The following is a 15985-nucleotide window of genomic DNA, read 5'->3' on the forward strand; positions in this document are numbered from 1 at the left end:
TACCGGTCCGGCGCAATCACTGTCCCCCATCGACCCTGACCAGCGCGCCGGTGGTGTATGAGCTGTGCGAACTGGCCAGCATCAGGGCGGCGGTAACAATCTCTTCGGGATAGCCCGGGCGGCCCATGGCCACTGGCTGAACTTCACGCTTTTCGGCGGTCCAGGCCTCGGCAATGTCGGTCAGGAACGGCCCCGGTGCGATCGTGTTGACCCGCACTTTGGGTGCATATTCGCGGGCCAGTGAAATGCTCATGGCATTGAGCGCGGCTTTGGCCCCGCCATAGGGCACAACCTGCGGCGCGGGCTGAAGCGAAGCGATCGAACTGATGTTGATGATGCAGCCACCGTCCGCCTGGTTCATCCGGTGCGCCACCTGGCTGGCCAGGCGAAACGGCCCCTTGAAGTTCAGGTTGAGCACCGAATCGAACAGGCTTTCCGACATTTCGTGGCTGGCGCAGGCGGGTGACATGCCGGCATTGTTGATCAGAATGTCGATCCGTCCGAACGCGGCATAGACGGCCTCGACCAGCGCATCACAATCGGCCCAGCGCCCGGCGTGCATGGCAAAGGGCATGGCGCGGCGGCCGAGCGCGCGACATTCTACAGCCACCTTTTCGCAATTTTCCAATTTGCGGCTGGCGATGATTACATCGGCGCCACGCTCAGCAAAGGCCTTGACCATGTGATAGCCCAGGCCCCTGCTGCCACCGGTGACAAGCACAACCTTGCCGGTGAAATCGAACAGCGGATCCATCATGCTTTTGCTCTCTCCCTTGGCGCAGCAGACTGCCCGGTTGTGGAGCGCGGCGCAACCGGGCTGGAAAATGGCAATAGGGCCGGGCAAAGATGATCTTCGTTGCTCGGCACGGGGGGCTCTGACAGGGGAACCGGCATGACCAAGTCCCTGACTCACCTCGATCGGCTTGAGGCCGAGGCGATCCACATCATGCGCGAAGTGATGGCTGAGGCTGAGCGTCCGGTCATGCTTTATTCGATCGGCAAGGATTCCGCGGTGATGCTGCATCTCGCGAAAAAGGCCTTTTACCCGGCCCCGCCGCCGTTTCCGCTGCTTCATGTCGATACCACCTGGAAATTTCGCGACATGTACGCCCTGCGCGAAAAGGCGGCGCAGGCAGCGGGGATGGACCTGCTGGTCTGGCACAATCCCGATGCGCAAGAACGGGGTATCAACCCCTTCGACCACGGCCCGCTCCACACCGATATGTGGAAGACGGAAGGGCTCAAGCAGGCACTCGATCATTACGGCTTCGACGCGGCCTTCGGCGGCGCGCGGCGCGATGAGGAAAAGAGCCGGGCCAAGGAACGAATTTTCTCGTTCCGCACGGCCAGCCATGGCTGGGACCCCAAGAACCAACGGCCCGAGCTGTGGAACCTCTACAACGCCCGGAAGCATAAGGGCGAATCGATCCGGGTCTTCCCGATCTCCAACTGGACCGAGCTCGATATCTGGCAATACATCCAGCAGGAGGGGATCGAGATCGTCCCGCTCTATTTCGCCGCGCCCCGCCCGACCTATGAATGGGACGGGCAACTGTTCATGGCCGATGATCTTGAGCGGCTGGAACGCGTGCTGGGCCGAAAGCTGCCGACGACTGAACGCTCGATCCGCTTCCGCACGCTCGGTTGCTTCCCGCTGACCGGTGCGGTTGAAAGTGAGGCAGCAACGCTGACTGACGTGATCCGCGAAACCCTGCTTACCACCACGTCTGAACGCCAGGGTCGGGTGATCGACAAGGACGGCGGCAGCGCATCGATGGAGAAGAAGAAGCAGGAGGGGTACTTCTGATGACCCGCCCCGCTTACACGCCCGAAACGGCCATCGCCGAAGATATCGAAGGCTATCTCGCCCGCCACCGCGACAAGGACCTGCTGCGGTTCATAACCTGTGGATCGGTTGACGATGGGAAGTCCACGCTGATCGGGCGGTTGCTGTATGACAGCAAGATGATCTTCGACGATCAGCTTTCCGCGCTGGAGGCGGATTCAAAGCGGGTCGGCACTCAGGGGCAGGAGATCGACTTTGCCCTGCTGGTTGATGGCCTGGCGGCGGAACGCGAACAGGGCATCACGATCGACGTCGCCTATCGCTTCTTCACGACCGAGAAGCGCAAGTTCATCGTCGCCGATTGCCCGGGGCACGAGCAGTATACCCGCAATATGGTGACTGGTGCCAGTACGGCTGACTTGGCCGTGATCCTGATTGATGCGCGCAAAGGCGTGCTGGCCCAGACGCGGCGACATTCCTATCTCTGCCACTTGCTTGGCATTCGTCACTTCGTGCTGGCGGTGAACAAGATGGACCTGGTCGACTATAGCCAGGCCCGGTTTGACGAGATCGTGGCGGATTATGCCACCTTTGCGACCTCGATCGGAGTGGAAGGTTTCGCTGCGATCCCGATTTCGGGGTTCAAGGGTGACAATGTTACCGATCGCTCGGCCAATACGCCCTGGTATTCCGGGTCGGCGTTAATCAACCATCTTGAAACGGTTTCGCTGGAACGCGGCGCCCAGCAGGCTGCACCGCTGCGACTGCCGGTGCAGTGGGTCAATCGCCCGAATCTGGATTTCCGGGGATTTGCCGGACAGATTTCCAGCGGCATCGTGCGGCCGGGCGATGCGGTACGGGTCCTGCCTTCGGGCCGCACCACCACCATTGCCCGCGTAGTCGCAGCGGATGGAGATCGCGACCAGGCGGTCGCCGGCGAATCCGTTACCTTGACCTTTGCCGATGAAATCGACTGCTCCCGTGGGGACGTTATCGCGACGGCCGATGCGCCTCCCGAAGTGGCAGACCAGTTCGAGGCGACGGTGGTGTGGATGGATGACCAGCCGCTCCTGCCAGGGCGCGGTTATTGGCTCAAACTGGGCACGCAAACTGTATCGGCCACTGTCCAGCAGCCCAAGTATGCGATCAACGTCAACAGTTTGGAACACATTGCCGTCAAGACGCTGGATCTTAACGCCATCGGTATTGCCGAACTGACGACTGACCGGCCGATTGTGTTTGAGCCCTATGCGCAGAGCAAGGCCTTGGGTGGCTTCATCCTGATCGACAAGCTGACCAATCGCACGGTTGCGGCGGGCATGCTGAACTTTAGCCTGCGCCGTGCGCAGAATGTCCACTGGCAGCCGACCGATATCAAGCGAGACGATCACGCTGCGCTCAAGAACCAGAAGCCGCGGGTCCTTTGGTTCACCGGCCTGTCCGGTTCGGGCAAGAGCACGATCGCCAATGCGGTCGAAAAGCGTCTCAACCTGATGAACCGCCACACATTCCTGCTCGATGGCGATAACGTCCGCCACGGGCTCAACAAGGATCTTGGCTTTACCGAGACGGATCGGATCGAGAATATCCGCCGTGTGGGTGAAGTGGCCAAGCTGATGGCCGATGCCGGGCTGATCGTGCTGACCGCCTTCATCAGTCCGTTCCGCGCGGAGCGCGACATGGTCCGCGCGATGTTGCCCGAGGGGGAGTTCATCGAAATCTTCGTCGACACACCGCTCGAAGTGGCCGAGGCGCGCGACGTGAAGGGACTTTACAAGAAGGCCCGCAGCGGTGCGCTCAAGAACTTCACCGGGGTCGACAGCCCCTATGAGCCGCCCGAGCATCCGGAGATCCGCGTGAACACGGTGGAGATGACCGTTGATGAGGCGGCGGATACCATCATCCGCGCGATCATGCCGCTCAAATGATGATCAGATTCTCAACTTCCGTTCGTGTCGAGCGAAGTCGAGACACCACGCGTCATGTGTCTCGACTTCGCTCGACACGAACGGGTAGGAGGAAGTTGGCGTGACTGACGCGGATCTGGCGACAATTCTCGCCACGCAGGCTGGCGAACTGCTGCTCGGACTCGACCGCGCCGAACTCGGCCCTCGGATCGGTGCCGAGGGTGACCGGCTTGCCAATACCCTGCTGGTAGAGGCGCTGCGGCGTGAGCGGCCGGACGACGGGCTGCTCTCCGAGGAGGAAAAGGACAACGCCGTCCGGCTGGACAAGTCACGCGTCTGGATCGTCGATCCGCTCGATGGCACGCGTGAATACGGCGAGGACCGCAGTGACTGGGCGGTGCATGTCGCGCTGGCGATCGATGGGGTCGCTCGTGTCGGGGCGGTTGCGCTGCCGGGGCAGGGGGTGACGCTGTCGAGCGGCAACCCGCAGCCCTTGCCGCCGGTCCAGGACCCGCCGCGCATGCTGGTTAGCCGCACCCGCCCCCCGCGCGAGGCGTTGGCCGTGGCGGAAATGCTTGGCGCCGAACTCGTGTCGATGGGCAGCGCCGGGGCCAAGGCGATGGCCGTCGTGCTGGGGCAAGCCGAAATCTATCTGCACAGTGGCGGACAGTATGAGTGGGACAATTGCGCCCCGGCCGCCGTGGCGGCGGCGCATGGCCTGCACGTCTCGCGGCTGGATGGCAGCCCGCTGGTCTACAACCAGGCCAATCCCTATCTGCCCGATCTGCTGATTTGCCGGCAGGAGTGGGTCCAGCCGGTCTTTTCCGCGCTGGCGAAGCTTTAGAGCAGCTGCCCGTCGTCGACGGTGATCGTGCTGCCGGTGACGTAACGCGACAGGTCGGAACAGAGGTAAAGCAGCGGCACGTCCATCGCCGGGATTTCGCACCAGCGGCGGCGGGCGAAGGTCTTGAGCAGGATGTCGCCCATTTCGCTCTCCATCAGCTCACCGGTGATCTCGGTCGGGAAATAGCCTGGTTCGATCACGTTGACGTTGATTCCCTTGCGGGCCCATTCGCGCGCCATCAGCCGCGCCATCTGGGTGACCCCGGCCTTGGTCGCGGAATAGGGGGTGGAGCCGGGGAAGGCCTTTTTCGAGGTGACCGAACCGATGATTACCACGCGGCCGTTTTCCTTTTCCTGGCTGCCGGCGGCGATCAGCCGCTTGGCCCCTTCGCGCACGGTCAGGAACGGCCCGCGCAGGTTGGTGGCGATCACCCGGTCAAACGAATCCATATCGACCTTGAGCGCCAGTTGGTCATCGGCGATCCCGGCATTGGCCACGATCGTATCGACGGTGCCAAACGCGGCTTCGGCTGCATCATAGGCGGCGATCGTTGCTGCTTCGTCGGCTACGTCGAGTGAGACGGCCAGCGCCTTGCCGCCCGACGCCTTGATTTCGGCCTCCAGCGCCGCCAGTCGGTCTGCCCGCCGGGCGCCCATCACCACGGCTGCCCCAGCCGCCGCCAGCAACCGCGAGAAGTGCGCGCCAAAGCCCGATGACGCGCCGGTCACCAGCGCCACGCGGCCGGTCAGATCAAACTGGGGGACTGTGGTCATGCCTGATGCTCCTCATTGTTTTGTGGGAGCGATAGCCCTGAGGCATTGTCCTTGTCGACAATTGCGGTCATATGTCCACCGCTGGACAGAGATAATTGCAGCCTGGACCATCAACCGGCTTGCTCCGGCCGAGGCGGGGCTGCATCGGAGCGTGCCTATCGCGCCCGCTTGACTGGCAAGGGCACATGTTAATCGGAGAATTGCAATGACCATCCTCACCTTCAAGGGCTTCGGCGGCGTCAGGCTTGAGGCGGATGCGATTGGCGATGAGCATGATCCGACAATCCTTTTGGTTCACGGTGCCGGGCAAACCCGCGCCGAATGGAACACTGTTGCTGATGCGCTAGTTCAGGCCGGTCGCAGGGTCGTTTCGCTTGATCTGCGCGGCCACGGCGGCAGCGAATGGCCTGAAAGCGGGCGCTATGATCTGGAAGCCCACATTGAAGACCTGCGCGCCGTGCTGGCCCAGCTTGGCACCCGACCGGTCGTGGTGACCTCCACCAGCAGTGGCTGGGTCGCAACCGTCGCGCTGGCAACCGATGCCGCCAATCTTGCTGCCGGGCTCGTTTTGGTCGACATGCCGGCGCGGCGCGATCCGGGTCTTGCCGCCAAGATCGCCGAGCGCCTTGCGGAGCTGCGCGGGCATGACCAGAAGCTGTGGGACGAGCGCGTGCTGGGCCAGATCGACCTCGACGATCTCGAGGCCCGCCTTGCCGATGCCGCGCCCAGGCTCAACCTGCCAACGCTGGTGGTGCGCGGCGGCCTGCCGTGGATGGGCCGCTCACCAGCCAGTGCGGCCTTCGATGCGGCGCTGCCCAATGCCGAAAGCGTCGAAGTGGCCGATGCCGACCTGTTGGTCGTGACCGACCGGACCGAAGCTTTCCTCTCGCACCTGCTCGATTTCCTGGAACGCAAGCAGCCCCGCTATGCGACCGAATTCCGCGCAGGATCAGACGCCCGCACCCTGCGCGATGCGATGGGCTGCTTTGCCACCGGGATTACCATCATAACCTCGCGTGATGCCGACGGCACGCCGATAGGTCTGACAGCCAACAGCTTTACTTCGCTGTCGCTCGATCCGCCGCTGTTGCTGGTCTGCGTGGCGAATACTGCGGGGTCTGCGCCTGTATTGCGCGAGGCGGAGCATTTTGCGGTCAACCTGTTGCAGGTCAGCCAGCAAGCAGCGTCAAACCGCTTCGCCGGCAAGGGCGAGGACCGCTTCGCCGCCACTGCCTGGAGCCCGGGCGAAACGGGGATGCCGCTGATCGATGGCGCACTGGGTGCGTTTGAGTGCAAGCGCCACGCGATCCATGATGGCGGCGATCACTTCATCCTCGTGGGTGAAGTTGTACGCGCCCAGTTTGAGCCGCGCCGCGATCCGCTGCTGTACTTCCGGGGCAAGTACCGCCGCCTGCACTTCGCCTAGGGCCAGGTGAAGGCCAGCCGCGTATCGCCGCTCGCGTTGCCGTCCGGATTAAAGCGGCGCTCGATGATCTGGCCTTGGCCTGCCGCATCGATCAGTACCACGGTGGAACAGCGCGTGCCGTAAACCGCATTGCGGATGAACACTGGGCTGAAGGGCGCCTCTGGTCCTTCGCTGTCTGCCTCGGGTGGCAGTGGTGTTTCGTCAGCCAGCGCGGCGAAAAGGCCTTCCGGATCGGCACTGCCGGCCGCCAGCCATGCAGCTACCGCCCCGGTCAGGCGCTGGGTCTTGAGCCACGGCTGATCAAGGTGGCCGTTGGATACGCCGTGCAGGCCGGGATGAAGCGGAGTGCTGGTCGGTCTTGGCTGGTTACTCAGGTGGCTGGCGCCGTCCGGGCCAATGCGCAGCAGGTGAAACGGATTGAGCTGCGCCGCATCGGGATCGGGCTGGCCCAACAGCCAGTCCACCACCAGCCCGCCGCGTGACGCGAGACCCGGCTTGGGATAGCCCGGCAGGCGGAAATTGGTGACCAGGGCGAAGCGCCCGGCTTCGTTGACCCCCAGCCAGGTTCCGCCGGCTTCCAGATCGCGCCCTGCGATTACGCCATTGTCCCAGATGGCGAGCGGCGCGGTCGGTCGGGCATGGAATTCGTCGCGGTTGGCGGCAACCACCAAACGCCAGCGCGGATGCGCGGCCCAGCCAAGCGCAGCGACGCACATGGTCAGTTGTCCTTGCGGGCCAATTCGGCACGAATGGCCGGGCCATCCTGATCGAGCAAGGGCGGCGCACGCCGCTCCACCGGCGGCATGGCGCCGAACCGCACTGGTTGCACCATTTCGTGATAGCGGCCTTCGCTGGGGTGCTCGCGCTGCTGGAACATGCCAACGGCATTCAGGTGCGGATCGGCCAGCACGCCCGGAATGTCTTTCACCGGCTGGGCCGGGATCTGCGCAGCATGGCAGCGCGCGATCAGGTCTTCGGTCGTGAACTGCCGGGTCAGTTCGGCCATGCGGCGGTACATTTCGGGCATAGCGGCAGCCCGCGCCTGTGGTCCTTCAAAGCGTGGATCTTGCAGAAAGTCCGGAGCCTCCAACAGCGCAAAGATCCGGTCCCAGGCATCATAGGTATAGGCCACCATCACAATGTGGCCATCGGCGGTGGGGAAGGGCTGGCGATCGGGATCAAGCTGGCGGCGGTAGCCCGGCGGGCCAACCGGCGGGTCAAATGTCAGTCCGCCCAGGTGCTCGCTCAGCATGAAACTGGTGAAGGCTTCGTACATTGGCACTTCCACTTTCTGCCCTTCGCCGGTCCGTTCGCGGTGGAACAGCGCGGCGATGGCGGCATAGGCGGCGTGGAGGCCGGAAACCTTATCAGCGATCAGTGAGGGGAAAAATCGCGGCGCGGAATTGCCATCGACTTCGGGCAGCAGGCTGGTGACGCCGGCTGCAGCCTGAATAACATCGTCATAGGCCTGCAAATCGGCATAGGGGCCATCCTGCCCAAAGCCAACGCAATGGACATAGATGATATCCGGCCGGATCGCCCGCACCGCGTCATAATCCAGGCCGAGCCGTTTCAGCGGCTTGCCGCGCACATTGGCTACGAAGACATCGGCCTCGGCCAGCAGTTGGCGGATCACGGCACTGTCATCCGGTTGCTTGAGATCAAGCGCGATCGAGCGTTTGCCGTGATTGAAGCCAAAAAAGGCGGGCGACATCCCCGGCGTCTGCGCGCTTTTGGCGGCCCAGCGCAGCACGTCGCCGCTGCCCGGGGTTTCCACCTTGATCACCTCTGCCCCCAGGTCAGCCAGGATCTGCGTGCAGTAGGGTCCAAAGACCACGGTGGTCAGGTCAACAACCTTGATACCTTTGAGCATGGCCGGAGCAGCTGTATCGCTCATTGCTTCAGACAAGTCCCTTGGCGCGCAGGCTGGTGTGGCCGTGGCGGCCGACGATTACATGGTCATGAACCACGATCCCCAATAATCGGCCGGCTTCGGCAATGCGATTGGTAATCTGGATATCAGCCCGGCTCGGTTCGGGCGAGCCCGATGGATGGTTGTGCACCAGGATCAGCGCTGCGGCCCCGACATCGAGCGCCCGCTTGACCACGTTGCGCGGATGGATTGCCGCCTCGTCGAGCGAGCCCTCACTCTCCAGATGGTCCAGGATCAGGCGGTTGCGGGTATCCAGGTATAGCACCCGCACCCGCTCGTGCGTCAGGTGGGCCATGTCGATGGTCAGGTAATCGATCAGCGCCTGCCAGCTAGCCAGGACGGGCGCTTCGGACAGTTCGGCGCGAGCCAGCCGCCGCGCGGACAGCGCGACGATCTTCAGCGCCGCAGCGCTGGTTTCGCCCATGCCGGGATGGAGCGCCAAAGCCTGCGGATCGGCATTCAGCACCCCGGCCAGGCCGCCAAAGCGCGTTAGCAGGCTTTTCGCGAGCGGTTTTACATCCTTGCGGGGGATGGCCATCATCAGCAGGTATTCGATCACCTCATGATCGGCCAGCGCTTCGGCCCCGCCAGCCAGCAGCCGGGCGCGAAGGCGGGCGCGATGACCCGTGCCGTGATGCGGTCCGGCTCCCTCTTCGTCGTGCACGCAGCCTCCCTTTATCGATGCTGCATTGCCTTTCGCCGCCCGAACGCGCAAGCAGGAACAATGCCCCAGCCCGAGGTCGAACTACCGGAAATTGCAGCGGAAGCTGCTCCGGCACCCGGCATGCGGCGCTGGGTCATGATCTTGACCATTGCTTTGGCGTTGCTGGGCCTGATTGCCTTGTGGCTAGAGCGGGAGAATCTGGCGCACCGGATTATTGGCCGCCAGCTTGGCCAGTACGGCTTGCCGGCTAGCTATCGGCTGGAAAAGGTTGGTCCGCGCGAGCAGGTCTTGACCAATGTCGTCGTAGGCGATCCGGCTCGCCCGGACTTCACTGCCGAGCGAATGGAAATCCAACTCAGGCCAAGGTTTGGTTTGCCCACGATTGGTTCGGTGCGGCTGGTCCGGCCACGCCTCTATGGGGCTTACCAGGCCGGACGGCTTACCTTTGGCAGCCTCGACCGCGTGCTGTTCGCGCCCGGGGCCAAACGGATGGGGCTGCCGGACTTTGACCTGCGACTTGAGGACGGCCGCGCCCGGATTGAAACCGACGTTGGTCCAGTCGGGCTAAAGGCCGAAGGCCGGGGGAACCTGCGCAATGCCTTTGCGGGGCAACTGGCTGCAATCGCGCCCGAGCTGCGGATGCAGGATTGCCGCCTGAGCGGTGCCAGCGCCTTTGGCACGATTTCAACCGACGCCGGAGTGCCGCGGTTCATCGGGCCGGTGCGCTTGGGCGGAGCAAAATGCCATGGCTTCGCCATCGGGAGCATGACGCTGCAGGCTGAGCTTGCGGCATCCTCCGATCTGTCAGGGTTTTCGGCACAAAGCCAATTCACCGGCGGTCCAATCAATTGGAACGGAGCGCGCGCCGGTGGGCTGGGCGGCGATCTGGGGCTGTCACTCCGTGCCGGGGCGATGACAGCGAATTATACCCTCGCACTGGTTGATGTTGGCGGCCCCCTGGCGGCGCGAAAACTCACTCTTGCCGGCGCGCTGCGCAGCCGCGAAGGGCTGGCGGGCTTTGAGGGCGAAGGGCGAATGGGCGGCGAAGGTTTACAACCCGGTCCTGCGCTCGACCAGACCCTGACAGAGCTGGCGCGCTCTTCGGCCGGAACGCTGGGCGCTCCGCTGCTGGCCCAGTTACGCTCGGCCCTGCGCCGCGAAGGACGTGGCAGCGAACTTTCGGCCGAATTTTCCCTGCGCCGGAGGGGGCAACTGACCAGCTTGATCGTGCCGGCGCTGGAACTCACGGGGACTAGCGGGCAGGACCTGCTCGTGCTCTCACGCGGGCAAGTGGTGTTCGGCGGGCAGGGCGGGCTAAGGCTGATCGGTAACCTGCGAACCGGCGGCGAAGGACTGCCGCGCCTGGCGGGTCAGATAGAGCGCCGCCCCGGCGGTACGATCGAAGCCCGGCTGACCATGGCGCAATACCGCGCGGGCGATGCCGCCATTGCCTTGCCTCGGCTGGTGGTTGTCTGGCGGGCTGACGGTGCGGTGGGACTGGGTGGACGCGCGTTGATCAGTGGCGCGCTGCCGGACGGCCGGGTCGAGCGGCTGGTCCTGCCGATCGATGGCAATTGGAATCCGCGCCGCGGGCTGGCCTTGTGGCGCGGTTGCACGCTGCTGCGCTTTGATAGCCTGCGCTATGCCAGCCTGACGCTTGATGGCCGCGCGCTGACCCTGTGTCCGGGGGCGGGCGGGGCGATTGTGGTCAGCGGGCCGAATGGGACCCGTCTTGCTGCCGGCGTGCCGCGGCTGGCGCTGTCGGGCCGGATTGGTGAGACGCCTATCCTTCTGCGATCGGCGGCGGTCGGCTTTGCCTGGCCGGGCGGCCTTGCCGCGCGCGACGTGGATGTGACCCTGGGGCCGGTTTCGGCAGGAAGCCACTTCACCATTGCTTCGCTGACCGGCCAGCTGGGCAAGGTCCCGTCTGGCCGGTTCAGCGGTGCGGAGGCGCTGCTGGCGGCAGTTCCGCTTGATCTTCGCGAGGCGAGCGGATCGTGGCGCTATGCCGGGGGGCGGCTCAGCCTTGGCGAGGGCGTGTTCCGGCTGGAGGACCGGCTGGTTGATGACCGCTTCCGCCCCGTCGTGGCCCGCGGGGCCACGCTCAACCTCGCGAATAATCGTATCACCGCCTTGGCCGCTCTGCGCGAACCGGCTTCGGACCGGATCGTGACTGAAGCGACCATTGTCCATGATCTGGCCAGCGGCACCGGCCACGCCGATCTTGCTGTCCGCAATCTGGTTTTCGATCAAAAGCTCCAGCCTGATACGCTCAGCTACCTGGCGCTGGGCGTGATCGCAAATGCGCGCGGCATGGTGCGCGGTGCGGGACGGATCGACTGGAGCCCGCGCACGGTCACTTCGACCGGCAGCTTCACCACCGACAAGCTCGATTTCGCCGCCGCCTTTGGGCCGGTGCAGGGGATGCGCGGGACGGTTCGGTTCACCGACCTGCTCGGCATGGTCACCGCGCCGGATCAGGTATTGGAAATTGCCGCGATCAACCCGGGGATCGAGGTTTACGAGGGCGTGCTGCGTTTCCAGCTGGAACCTGACCGGATGCTGGTGGTCAATGGCGCGGAATGGCCCTTCCTTGGCGGACGGCTGCAATTGCTGCCCACGCAGATGCGGCTCGGGGCTTCGGATGAACGCCGCTTTACCTTGCGGCTGACCGCAGCCGATGCGGCGAAGTTCGTCCAGCAGATCGAAATGTCCAACGTTGCGGCCCGCGGGGTCTTCGATGGCGACCTGCCGCTGGTCTTCGATGAGCAAGGGGGGCGGATCGAAGGCGGCCTTCTGGTCTCGCGTCCACCAGGGGGCAGTGTCGCTTACGTCGGCGCGCTGACGTACAAGGACATGGGGGCCATGGCCAACTTCGCCTTCCAGTCGCTCCGTTCGCTCGATTACCGCCAAATGCGGATCGGTATGGACGGGGAGCTGGATGGGGAGATTTTTACCCGCGTCCGGATCGATGGCGTGACGCAGGGCGCGGGCGCGCGGCAGAATTACTTCACCCGCCAGATCGGCAAGCTGCCGATCCGCTTCAACATCAACGTGCGCGCGCCGTTCCAGCGGCTGCTCTATTCGTTCCGCTCGCTCTATGACCCGGCCTATGTCCGCGATCCGCGCGAACTGGGGCTGGTCGACAAGGATGGCAAGCCGATTGACCAGCCCGCCGCTCAAACACCGCTGCCACCCGATATTCAGCCCCCAGTCAGCAGGAAAGTGCCATGAAGTCACCAGAATTGACCAAGCCGGTCCGGGCTGCGACAAGTTCCGCCATGGATTACGTGGCATCCGGACAGGTTCGGTCGATGCGGCAGGGCTCGGCCCGCGCCGCTGCGAAGAAGGGATTGATGATGATTGCCGGGGCGCTGACGCTGACAGGCTGCATTTCGGTCAACGCGCCGGACAAGCCGATCGTCATCGAACTGAACATCAATATCAAACAGGAAGTTGTCTATCGACTTTCGGCCGACGCCGGGAACACGATCAAGGACAATCCCGGAATTTTCTGAGGAAACGGACATGACCAAGTTTGCCGTCCAAATCGAACGCAGCGCGCTGGCCGGAGCCGGCTGGGCTGCACTGGCCGCATTGATGGTGGTTGCCCCGGCTTCTGCGCAGCAGCGCGATCCGGCCTATGCCGCCGCGCGCGTCAATGGGGATGTTGGCGAAAAGGTTGACGGCTACCTTGGTTTTCCCACCTCGCCGAGCCCCGAAACCCGCCGCCTGGCCGAAGACATCAACATCAAGCGCAAGGCCGTTTATGCCGAGCGCGCCCAGGCCAACGGCGCGACGATTGAGGAGTACGCCTTTTCGGCGGGCTGCCAGGCGATTGCGCGGACCGTGCCGGGTGAGAAATACCAGGCACCCGATGGTTCCTGGCAAACCCGTACGGCCGCCGCGCCGCTGCGTGATCCGCGCTGCCCCTGATTTTTCGGCTGCATTGCCGCAAGGCTAAACTTTCTGCCGTCGGAGCCGGTTATACCGCCATCGGCGGCGGTTGACTCGCAGCTTGCCCCAACCTAAGGGGCCCGTGCCCTCGGCGGGCGGTCGTTGCGCGTGTCCATCGCTCCCGTATAAGGAGACTTGGCATGAACGATGATCCTCCTGCTCGAGACCCCATTGGTGAAGATGCGCGGGTTAACGCGCTCGAAGCGCGGCTCAAGGCTGCACGCGAGCGGGAAGAACAGCGCAACAAGCCAAGTCCGGGCATGGAAGCCGATGCGAATTACCGCCTTGGCAACCGCGTCCTGGCCGAGCTGATCGGGGGGATCGGTGGCGGTGCGTTCATCGGCTGGGTCATTGACCAGTTTGCCGGAACCTCGCCCTGGGGTCTGTTGGTGATGATGGCCCTTGGGATCATCGTTTCCTTCAGGAATATCATCCGGATTTCGTCCCGGCGCCCTGATTGACCTTGCTTTAGGCCAGAGGGGCGCTGGTCGTATATGAATTGAGCAAGAAGGGTACGTCGCGTGGCCGAAGCGGCTAAAGTCGATCCGATGCACCAGTTCACGATCGAGCCGATGTTCGGCACCGATCACTGGCAGATCGCGGGCTACAATATTGCCTTCACCAACTCCTCGCTGTGGATGGCGATCGCGGCTGTTGCGCTGCTGATCTTCGTTGCTGGCGGGTTGAAGCGGGATTTGGTCCCCGGTCGTTGGCAGATGGCAGTCGAAGGCTTCACCGGCTTCATCGACAACCTGCTGGCCGCCAATATCGGGCCGGCTGGCAAGAAGTATGTGCCCTACATCTTCTCGCTGTTCATGTTCATCCTTTTCGCCAACATCCTCGGCCTGATGCCGCTGGGCCTGGTTGGCGTGCATCCCTTCACCTTCACCAGCCACTTTACCGCCACCGGCGTGCTGGCGGTGATGAGCTTCGCGATCGTGCTGATCGTGGGCTTCTGGAAGCACAAGCTGCACTTCTTCTCGCTGTTCATCCCCCACGGCACACCGCTGGTGATGATTCCGCTGATCTTCGCGATTGAACTGGTCAGTTTCCTGGTCCGTCCCTTCAGCCTCGGCTTGCGACTGTTCGTGGCCATGATGGCCGGGCACGTGCTGCTGGAAGTGCTGTCGGGCTTCGTGATCAATGGCGTTAATGCCGGTCTTGGCATTGGCCCGGTGGTTTCGGTCCTCAGCTTTGCGCTGATGATCGCGATTTGCGCCCTGGAAATCCTGGTTGCCGGGATCCAGGCCTACGTCTTTGCATTGCTGACGTCGCTGTATCTCAACGACGCCGAAAACCTTCACTAAGTCCTATCCAACCACACGAATTTTCGAAGAAGGAGTTATCGAAATGGAACCTGCAAGCGCCAAGCTGATCGGTGCTGGTCTCGCTGCCATCGGCGCCGGCATGGCCGCCATCGGCGTGGGTAACGTGTTCGGTTCGTTCCTGGAAAGCGCTCTGCGCAACCCGGGCGCGGCTGACGGCCAGCAGGGCCGCCTGTTCATCGGCTTCGCGGCCGCCGAACTTCTGGGCCTGCTCTCGTTCGTCGTCGCGATGATCCTGATCTTCGTCGCCTAAGACCTACGATTGATTGAATGACCGGCTGGTTCCTGCCCCCCGGGGCGGGGCCGGCCGGACAAATTGCGGACGCTCTGATGCCTCAAATCGCGCAACTTGCCGAAACCTGGTCCAGCCAGATCTTCTGGATGCTGATCTTCTTCGGCTTCATCTTCTTCGTCATTGGCCGGGGCATGGTCCCCAAGGTGATGGCGACCGTCGAGACGCGTGACCGGCAGATCGCCAGCGATCTCGCCGCAGCGGAAGCTGCGCGGGCTGCTGCCGATGCCGAGGAAGAGGCCTGGCGCGCCGAAGCCAACCGCCAGCGGGCAGAAGCCCAGGCGGTGATCGCCAAGGCCAAGCTGGCTGCGGCCAAGTCCAGCGAAACCAAACTGGCTAAGGCCAATGCCAAGCTTGATGCCAAGCTGGCCGAAGCCGAAGCCAAGATTGCCGAGGCGCGCAGCGGTGCGCTGAAGGAAATCGAAAAGGTCGCAGCCGAAGCTGCCAGCGATATCGTCAGCCGCGTTGCCGGCCTGTCGGTTGATGCCAAGTCGGCCACGGTCGCGGTGAAGGAAGCGCTCAATGGCTAATCTGCTCGTCCTTGCGGCCGAAGCCGCTGAACATGGCGCCGAACATGCCGAGCCGGTCGCGCTGGGCCTGAACCCGGTTGCTTGGGTTGCACTGTCGATGACCGTCCTGATCGTCGTTGCGATCTGGAAGAAGGTCCCGGCAATGATCACCGGCGGGCTCGATGCCAATATCGCGGAAATCCGCAAGCAGCTCGACGAAGCCAAGGCCCTGCGTGCCGAGGCCGAAGCCTTGCGCAAGGAATATGCCGACAAGATCGCCGGTGCCGAAAAGGACGCCGCGGCGATGATCGAGCATGCCAAGTCCGAAGCTGACGCAATCGTCGCCAAGGCCGAGGCTGACACCAAGGCGCTGATCAAGCGCCGCGAAAAGATGGCCGAAGACAAGATCGCGGCTGCCGAGCGCGGCGCGATTGCTGAACTGCGGACCAAGGCAGCAAACGCTGCTGCTGCGGCCGCGCGCCAGCTGATCGCTGCCAACCACAATGCCAAGGCCGACAAGGCCCTGGTGGACGAGGCGATCGGCGGGATCTGATCCGGCTGCCAGTCTG

General features: G+C 63.6%; 17 protein-coding genes. 12 read left to right on the forward strand and 5 right to left on the reverse strand.

The features are described from left to right. Positions 1–16: 16 nt before the first annotated feature. Positions 17–757: an SDR family oxidoreductase gene (locus RQP55_RS04605; protein ID WP_315609019.1), complete on the reverse strand. Its 741-nt coding sequence runs from the start codon at positions 755–757 to the stop codon at positions 17–19. A gap of 135 nt (positions 758–892) precedes the next feature. Between RQP55_RS04605 and cysD the strand changes: the two genes are divergently transcribed. The 3 genes from cysD to RQP55_RS04620 all read left to right on the forward strand — a co-directional run bounded on the left by cysD (position 893) and on the right by RQP55_RS04620 (position 4537). Beyond that, positions 893–1807 (forward strand): sulfate adenylyltransferase subunit CysD, encoded by a 915-nt coding sequence (gene cysD / locus RQP55_RS04610; RefSeq protein WP_315609020.1) that lies wholly within the window; start codon positions 893–895, stop codon positions 1805–1807. Further along, positions 1807–3714 carry a sulfate adenylyltransferase subunit CysN gene (cysN, locus tag RQP55_RS04615; RefSeq protein WP_315609021.1) on the forward strand — a complete coding sequence of 636 codons (1908 nt, stop codon included), beginning with the start codon at positions 1807–1809 and terminating at the stop codon, positions 3712–3714. The genes cysD and cysN overlap by 1 nt, the downstream gene beginning before the upstream one ends. Before the next feature lie 100 nt (positions 3715–3814). After that, the gene (locus RQP55_RS04620) at positions 3815–4537 is read left to right on the forward strand and encodes a 3'(2'),5'-bisphosphate nucleotidase CysQ (protein ID WP_315609022.1); all 723 of its coding nucleotides are present in this window, start codon (positions 3815–3817) and stop codon (positions 4535–4537) included. Here RQP55_RS04620 and RQP55_RS04625 read toward each other — a convergent pair. Next, entirely contained in the window at positions 4534–5310 is a 777-nt protein-coding gene (locus tag RQP55_RS04625; RefSeq protein ID WP_315609023.1) for an SDR family NAD(P)-dependent oxidoreductase, read from the reverse strand. The genes RQP55_RS04620 and RQP55_RS04625 overlap by 4 nt on opposite strands. A 205-nt stretch (positions 5311–5515) precedes the next feature. Here RQP55_RS04625 and RQP55_RS04630 point away from each other — a divergent pair, with 205 nt between their 5' ends. Next, the gene (locus tag RQP55_RS04630; RefSeq protein ID WP_315609024.1) at positions 5516–6736 is read left to right on the forward strand and encodes an alpha/beta fold hydrolase; all 1221 of its coding nucleotides are present in this window, start codon (positions 5516–5518) and stop codon (positions 6734–6736) included. Here the strand turns inward: RQP55_RS04630 and RQP55_RS04635 are convergent. Genes RQP55_RS04635 through radC form a run of 3 tightly spaced genes read right to left on the reverse strand, consistent with a single transcriptional unit; the run spans position 6733 to position 9333 of the window. Beyond that, the gene (locus tag RQP55_RS04635) at positions 6733–7452 is read right to left on the reverse strand and encodes an NRDE family protein (protein WP_315609025.1); all 720 of its coding nucleotides are present in this window, start codon (positions 7450–7452) and stop codon (positions 6733–6735) included. The two genes, RQP55_RS04630 and RQP55_RS04635, sit on opposite strands and share 4 nt — an antisense overlap. Positions 7453–7454: 2 nt before the next feature. Then, positions 7455–8633 carry a CoA transferase gene (locus tag RQP55_RS04640; protein WP_315609026.1) on the reverse strand — a complete coding sequence of 393 codons (1179 nt, stop codon included), beginning with the start codon at positions 8631–8633 and terminating at the stop codon, positions 7455–7457. Between the two features lie 4 nt (positions 8634–8637). Continuing rightward, positions 8638–9333 (reverse strand): RadC family protein, encoded by a 696-nt coding sequence (radC, locus tag RQP55_RS04645; RefSeq protein WP_315609027.1) that lies wholly within the window; start codon positions 9331–9333, stop codon positions 8638–8640. Positions 9334–9393: 60 nt separating this feature from the next. Here radC and RQP55_RS04650 point away from each other — a divergent pair, with 60 nt between their 5' ends. The 8 genes from RQP55_RS04650 (at position 9394) to RQP55_RS04685 (ending at position 15969) form a co-directional block, all read left to right on the forward strand. Next, positions 9394–12567, forward strand: a complete 3174-nt coding sequence (locus tag RQP55_RS04650) for a YdbH domain-containing protein (RefSeq protein WP_315609028.1) — start codon at positions 9394–9396, stop codon at positions 12565–12567. Then, positions 12564–12851 carry a YnbE family lipoprotein gene (locus tag RQP55_RS04655; protein ID WP_315609029.1) on the forward strand — a complete coding sequence of 96 codons (288 nt, stop codon included), beginning with the start codon at positions 12564–12566 and terminating at the stop codon, positions 12849–12851. Before RQP55_RS04650 ends, RQP55_RS04655 begins: the two co-directional genes overlap by 4 nt. A 10-nt stretch (positions 12852–12861) precedes the next feature. Next, positions 12862–13269 carry a YdbL family protein gene (locus RQP55_RS04660; protein ID WP_315609030.1) on the forward strand — a complete coding sequence of 136 codons (408 nt, stop codon included), beginning with the start codon at positions 12862–12864 and terminating at the stop codon, positions 13267–13269. A gap of 161 nt (positions 13270–13430) precedes the next feature. After that, the gene (locus RQP55_RS04665; protein WP_315609031.1) at positions 13431–13751 is read left to right on the forward strand and encodes an AtpZ/AtpI family protein; all 321 of its coding nucleotides are present in this window, start codon (positions 13431–13433) and stop codon (positions 13749–13751) included. 60 nt (positions 13752–13811) lie between these two features. Continuing rightward, complete coding sequence (locus RQP55_RS04670) at positions 13812–14597, forward strand: F0F1 ATP synthase subunit A (protein WP_315609032.1); 786 nt, start codon at positions 13812–13814, stop codon at positions 14595–14597. Between the two features lie 43 nt (positions 14598–14640). Next, entirely contained in the window at positions 14641–14868 is a 228-nt protein-coding gene (locus tag RQP55_RS04675) for a F0F1 ATP synthase subunit C (protein WP_054122335.1), read from the forward strand. A 77-nt stretch (positions 14869–14945) separates the two neighbouring features. Then, entirely contained in the window at positions 14946–15437 is a 492-nt protein-coding gene (locus RQP55_RS04680; protein ID WP_315609033.1) for an ATPase, read from the forward strand. Continuing rightward, complete coding sequence (locus RQP55_RS04685; protein WP_315609034.1) at positions 15430–15969, forward strand: hypothetical protein; 540 nt, start codon at positions 15430–15432, stop codon at positions 15967–15969. Before RQP55_RS04680 ends, RQP55_RS04685 begins: the two co-directional genes overlap by 8 nt. Positions 15970–15985: the final 16 nt, after the last annotated feature.

It is taken from the genome of Novosphingobium sp. APW14 (genome assembly GCF_032337075.1).
Lineage (GTDB): Bacteria > Pseudomonadota > Alphaproteobacteria > Sphingomonadales > Sphingomonadaceae > Novosphingobium.

Bases quoted from the DNA above. Each gene is read 5' to 3' on its own strand.
- cysD (WP_315609020.1), top strand. From the start codon at position 893: ATGACCAAGTCCCTGACTCACCTCGATCGGCTTGAGGCCGAGGCGATC.
- RQP55_RS04660 (WP_315609030.1), top strand. From the start codon at position 12,862: ATGACCAAGTTTGCCGTCCAAATCGAACGCAGCGCGCTGGCCGGAGCC.
- RQP55_RS04640 (WP_315609026.1), bottom strand. From the start codon at position 8,633: ATGAGCGATACAGCTGCTCCGGCCATGCTCAAAGGTATCAAGGTTGTT.
- RQP55_RS04675 (WP_054122335.1), top strand. From the start codon at position 14,641: ATGGAACCTGCAAGCGCCAAGCTGATCGGTGCTGGTCTCGCTGCCATC.
- RQP55_RS04665 (WP_315609031.1), top strand. From the start codon at position 13,431: ATGAACGATGATCCTCCTGCTCGAGACCCCATTGGTGAAGATGCGCGG.
- RQP55_RS04605 (WP_315609019.1), bottom strand. From the start codon at position 757: ATGATGGATCCGCTGTTCGATTTCACCGGCAAGGTTGTGCTTGTCACC.
- RQP55_RS04630 (WP_315609024.1), top strand. From the start codon at position 5,516: ATGACCATCCTCACCTTCAAGGGCTTCGGCGGCGTCAGGCTTGAGGCG.
- RQP55_RS04635 (WP_315609025.1), bottom strand. From the start codon at position 7,452: ATGTGCGTCGCTGCGCTTGGCTGGGCCGCGCATCCGCGCTGGCGTTTG.
- RQP55_RS04650 (WP_315609028.1), top strand. From the start codon at position 9,394: ATGCCCCAGCCCGAGGTCGAACTACCGGAAATTGCAGCGGAAGCTGCT.
- RQP55_RS04655 (WP_315609029.1), top strand. From the start codon at position 12,564: ATGAAGTCACCAGAATTGACCAAGCCGGTCCGGGCTGCGACAAGTTCC.
- RQP55_RS04685 (WP_315609034.1), top strand. From the start codon at position 15,430: ATGGCTAATCTGCTCGTCCTTGCGGCCGAAGCCGCTGAACATGGCGCC.
- RQP55_RS04625 (WP_315609023.1), bottom strand. From the start codon at position 5,310: ATGACCACAGTCCCCCAGTTTGATCTGACCGGCCGCGTGGCGCTGGTG.
- RQP55_RS04680 (WP_315609033.1), top strand. From the start codon at position 14,946: ATGCCTCAAATCGCGCAACTTGCCGAAACCTGGTCCAGCCAGATCTTC.
- cysN (WP_315609021.1), top strand. From the start codon at position 1,807: ATGACCCGCCCCGCTTACACGCCCGAAACGGCCATCGCCGAAGATATC.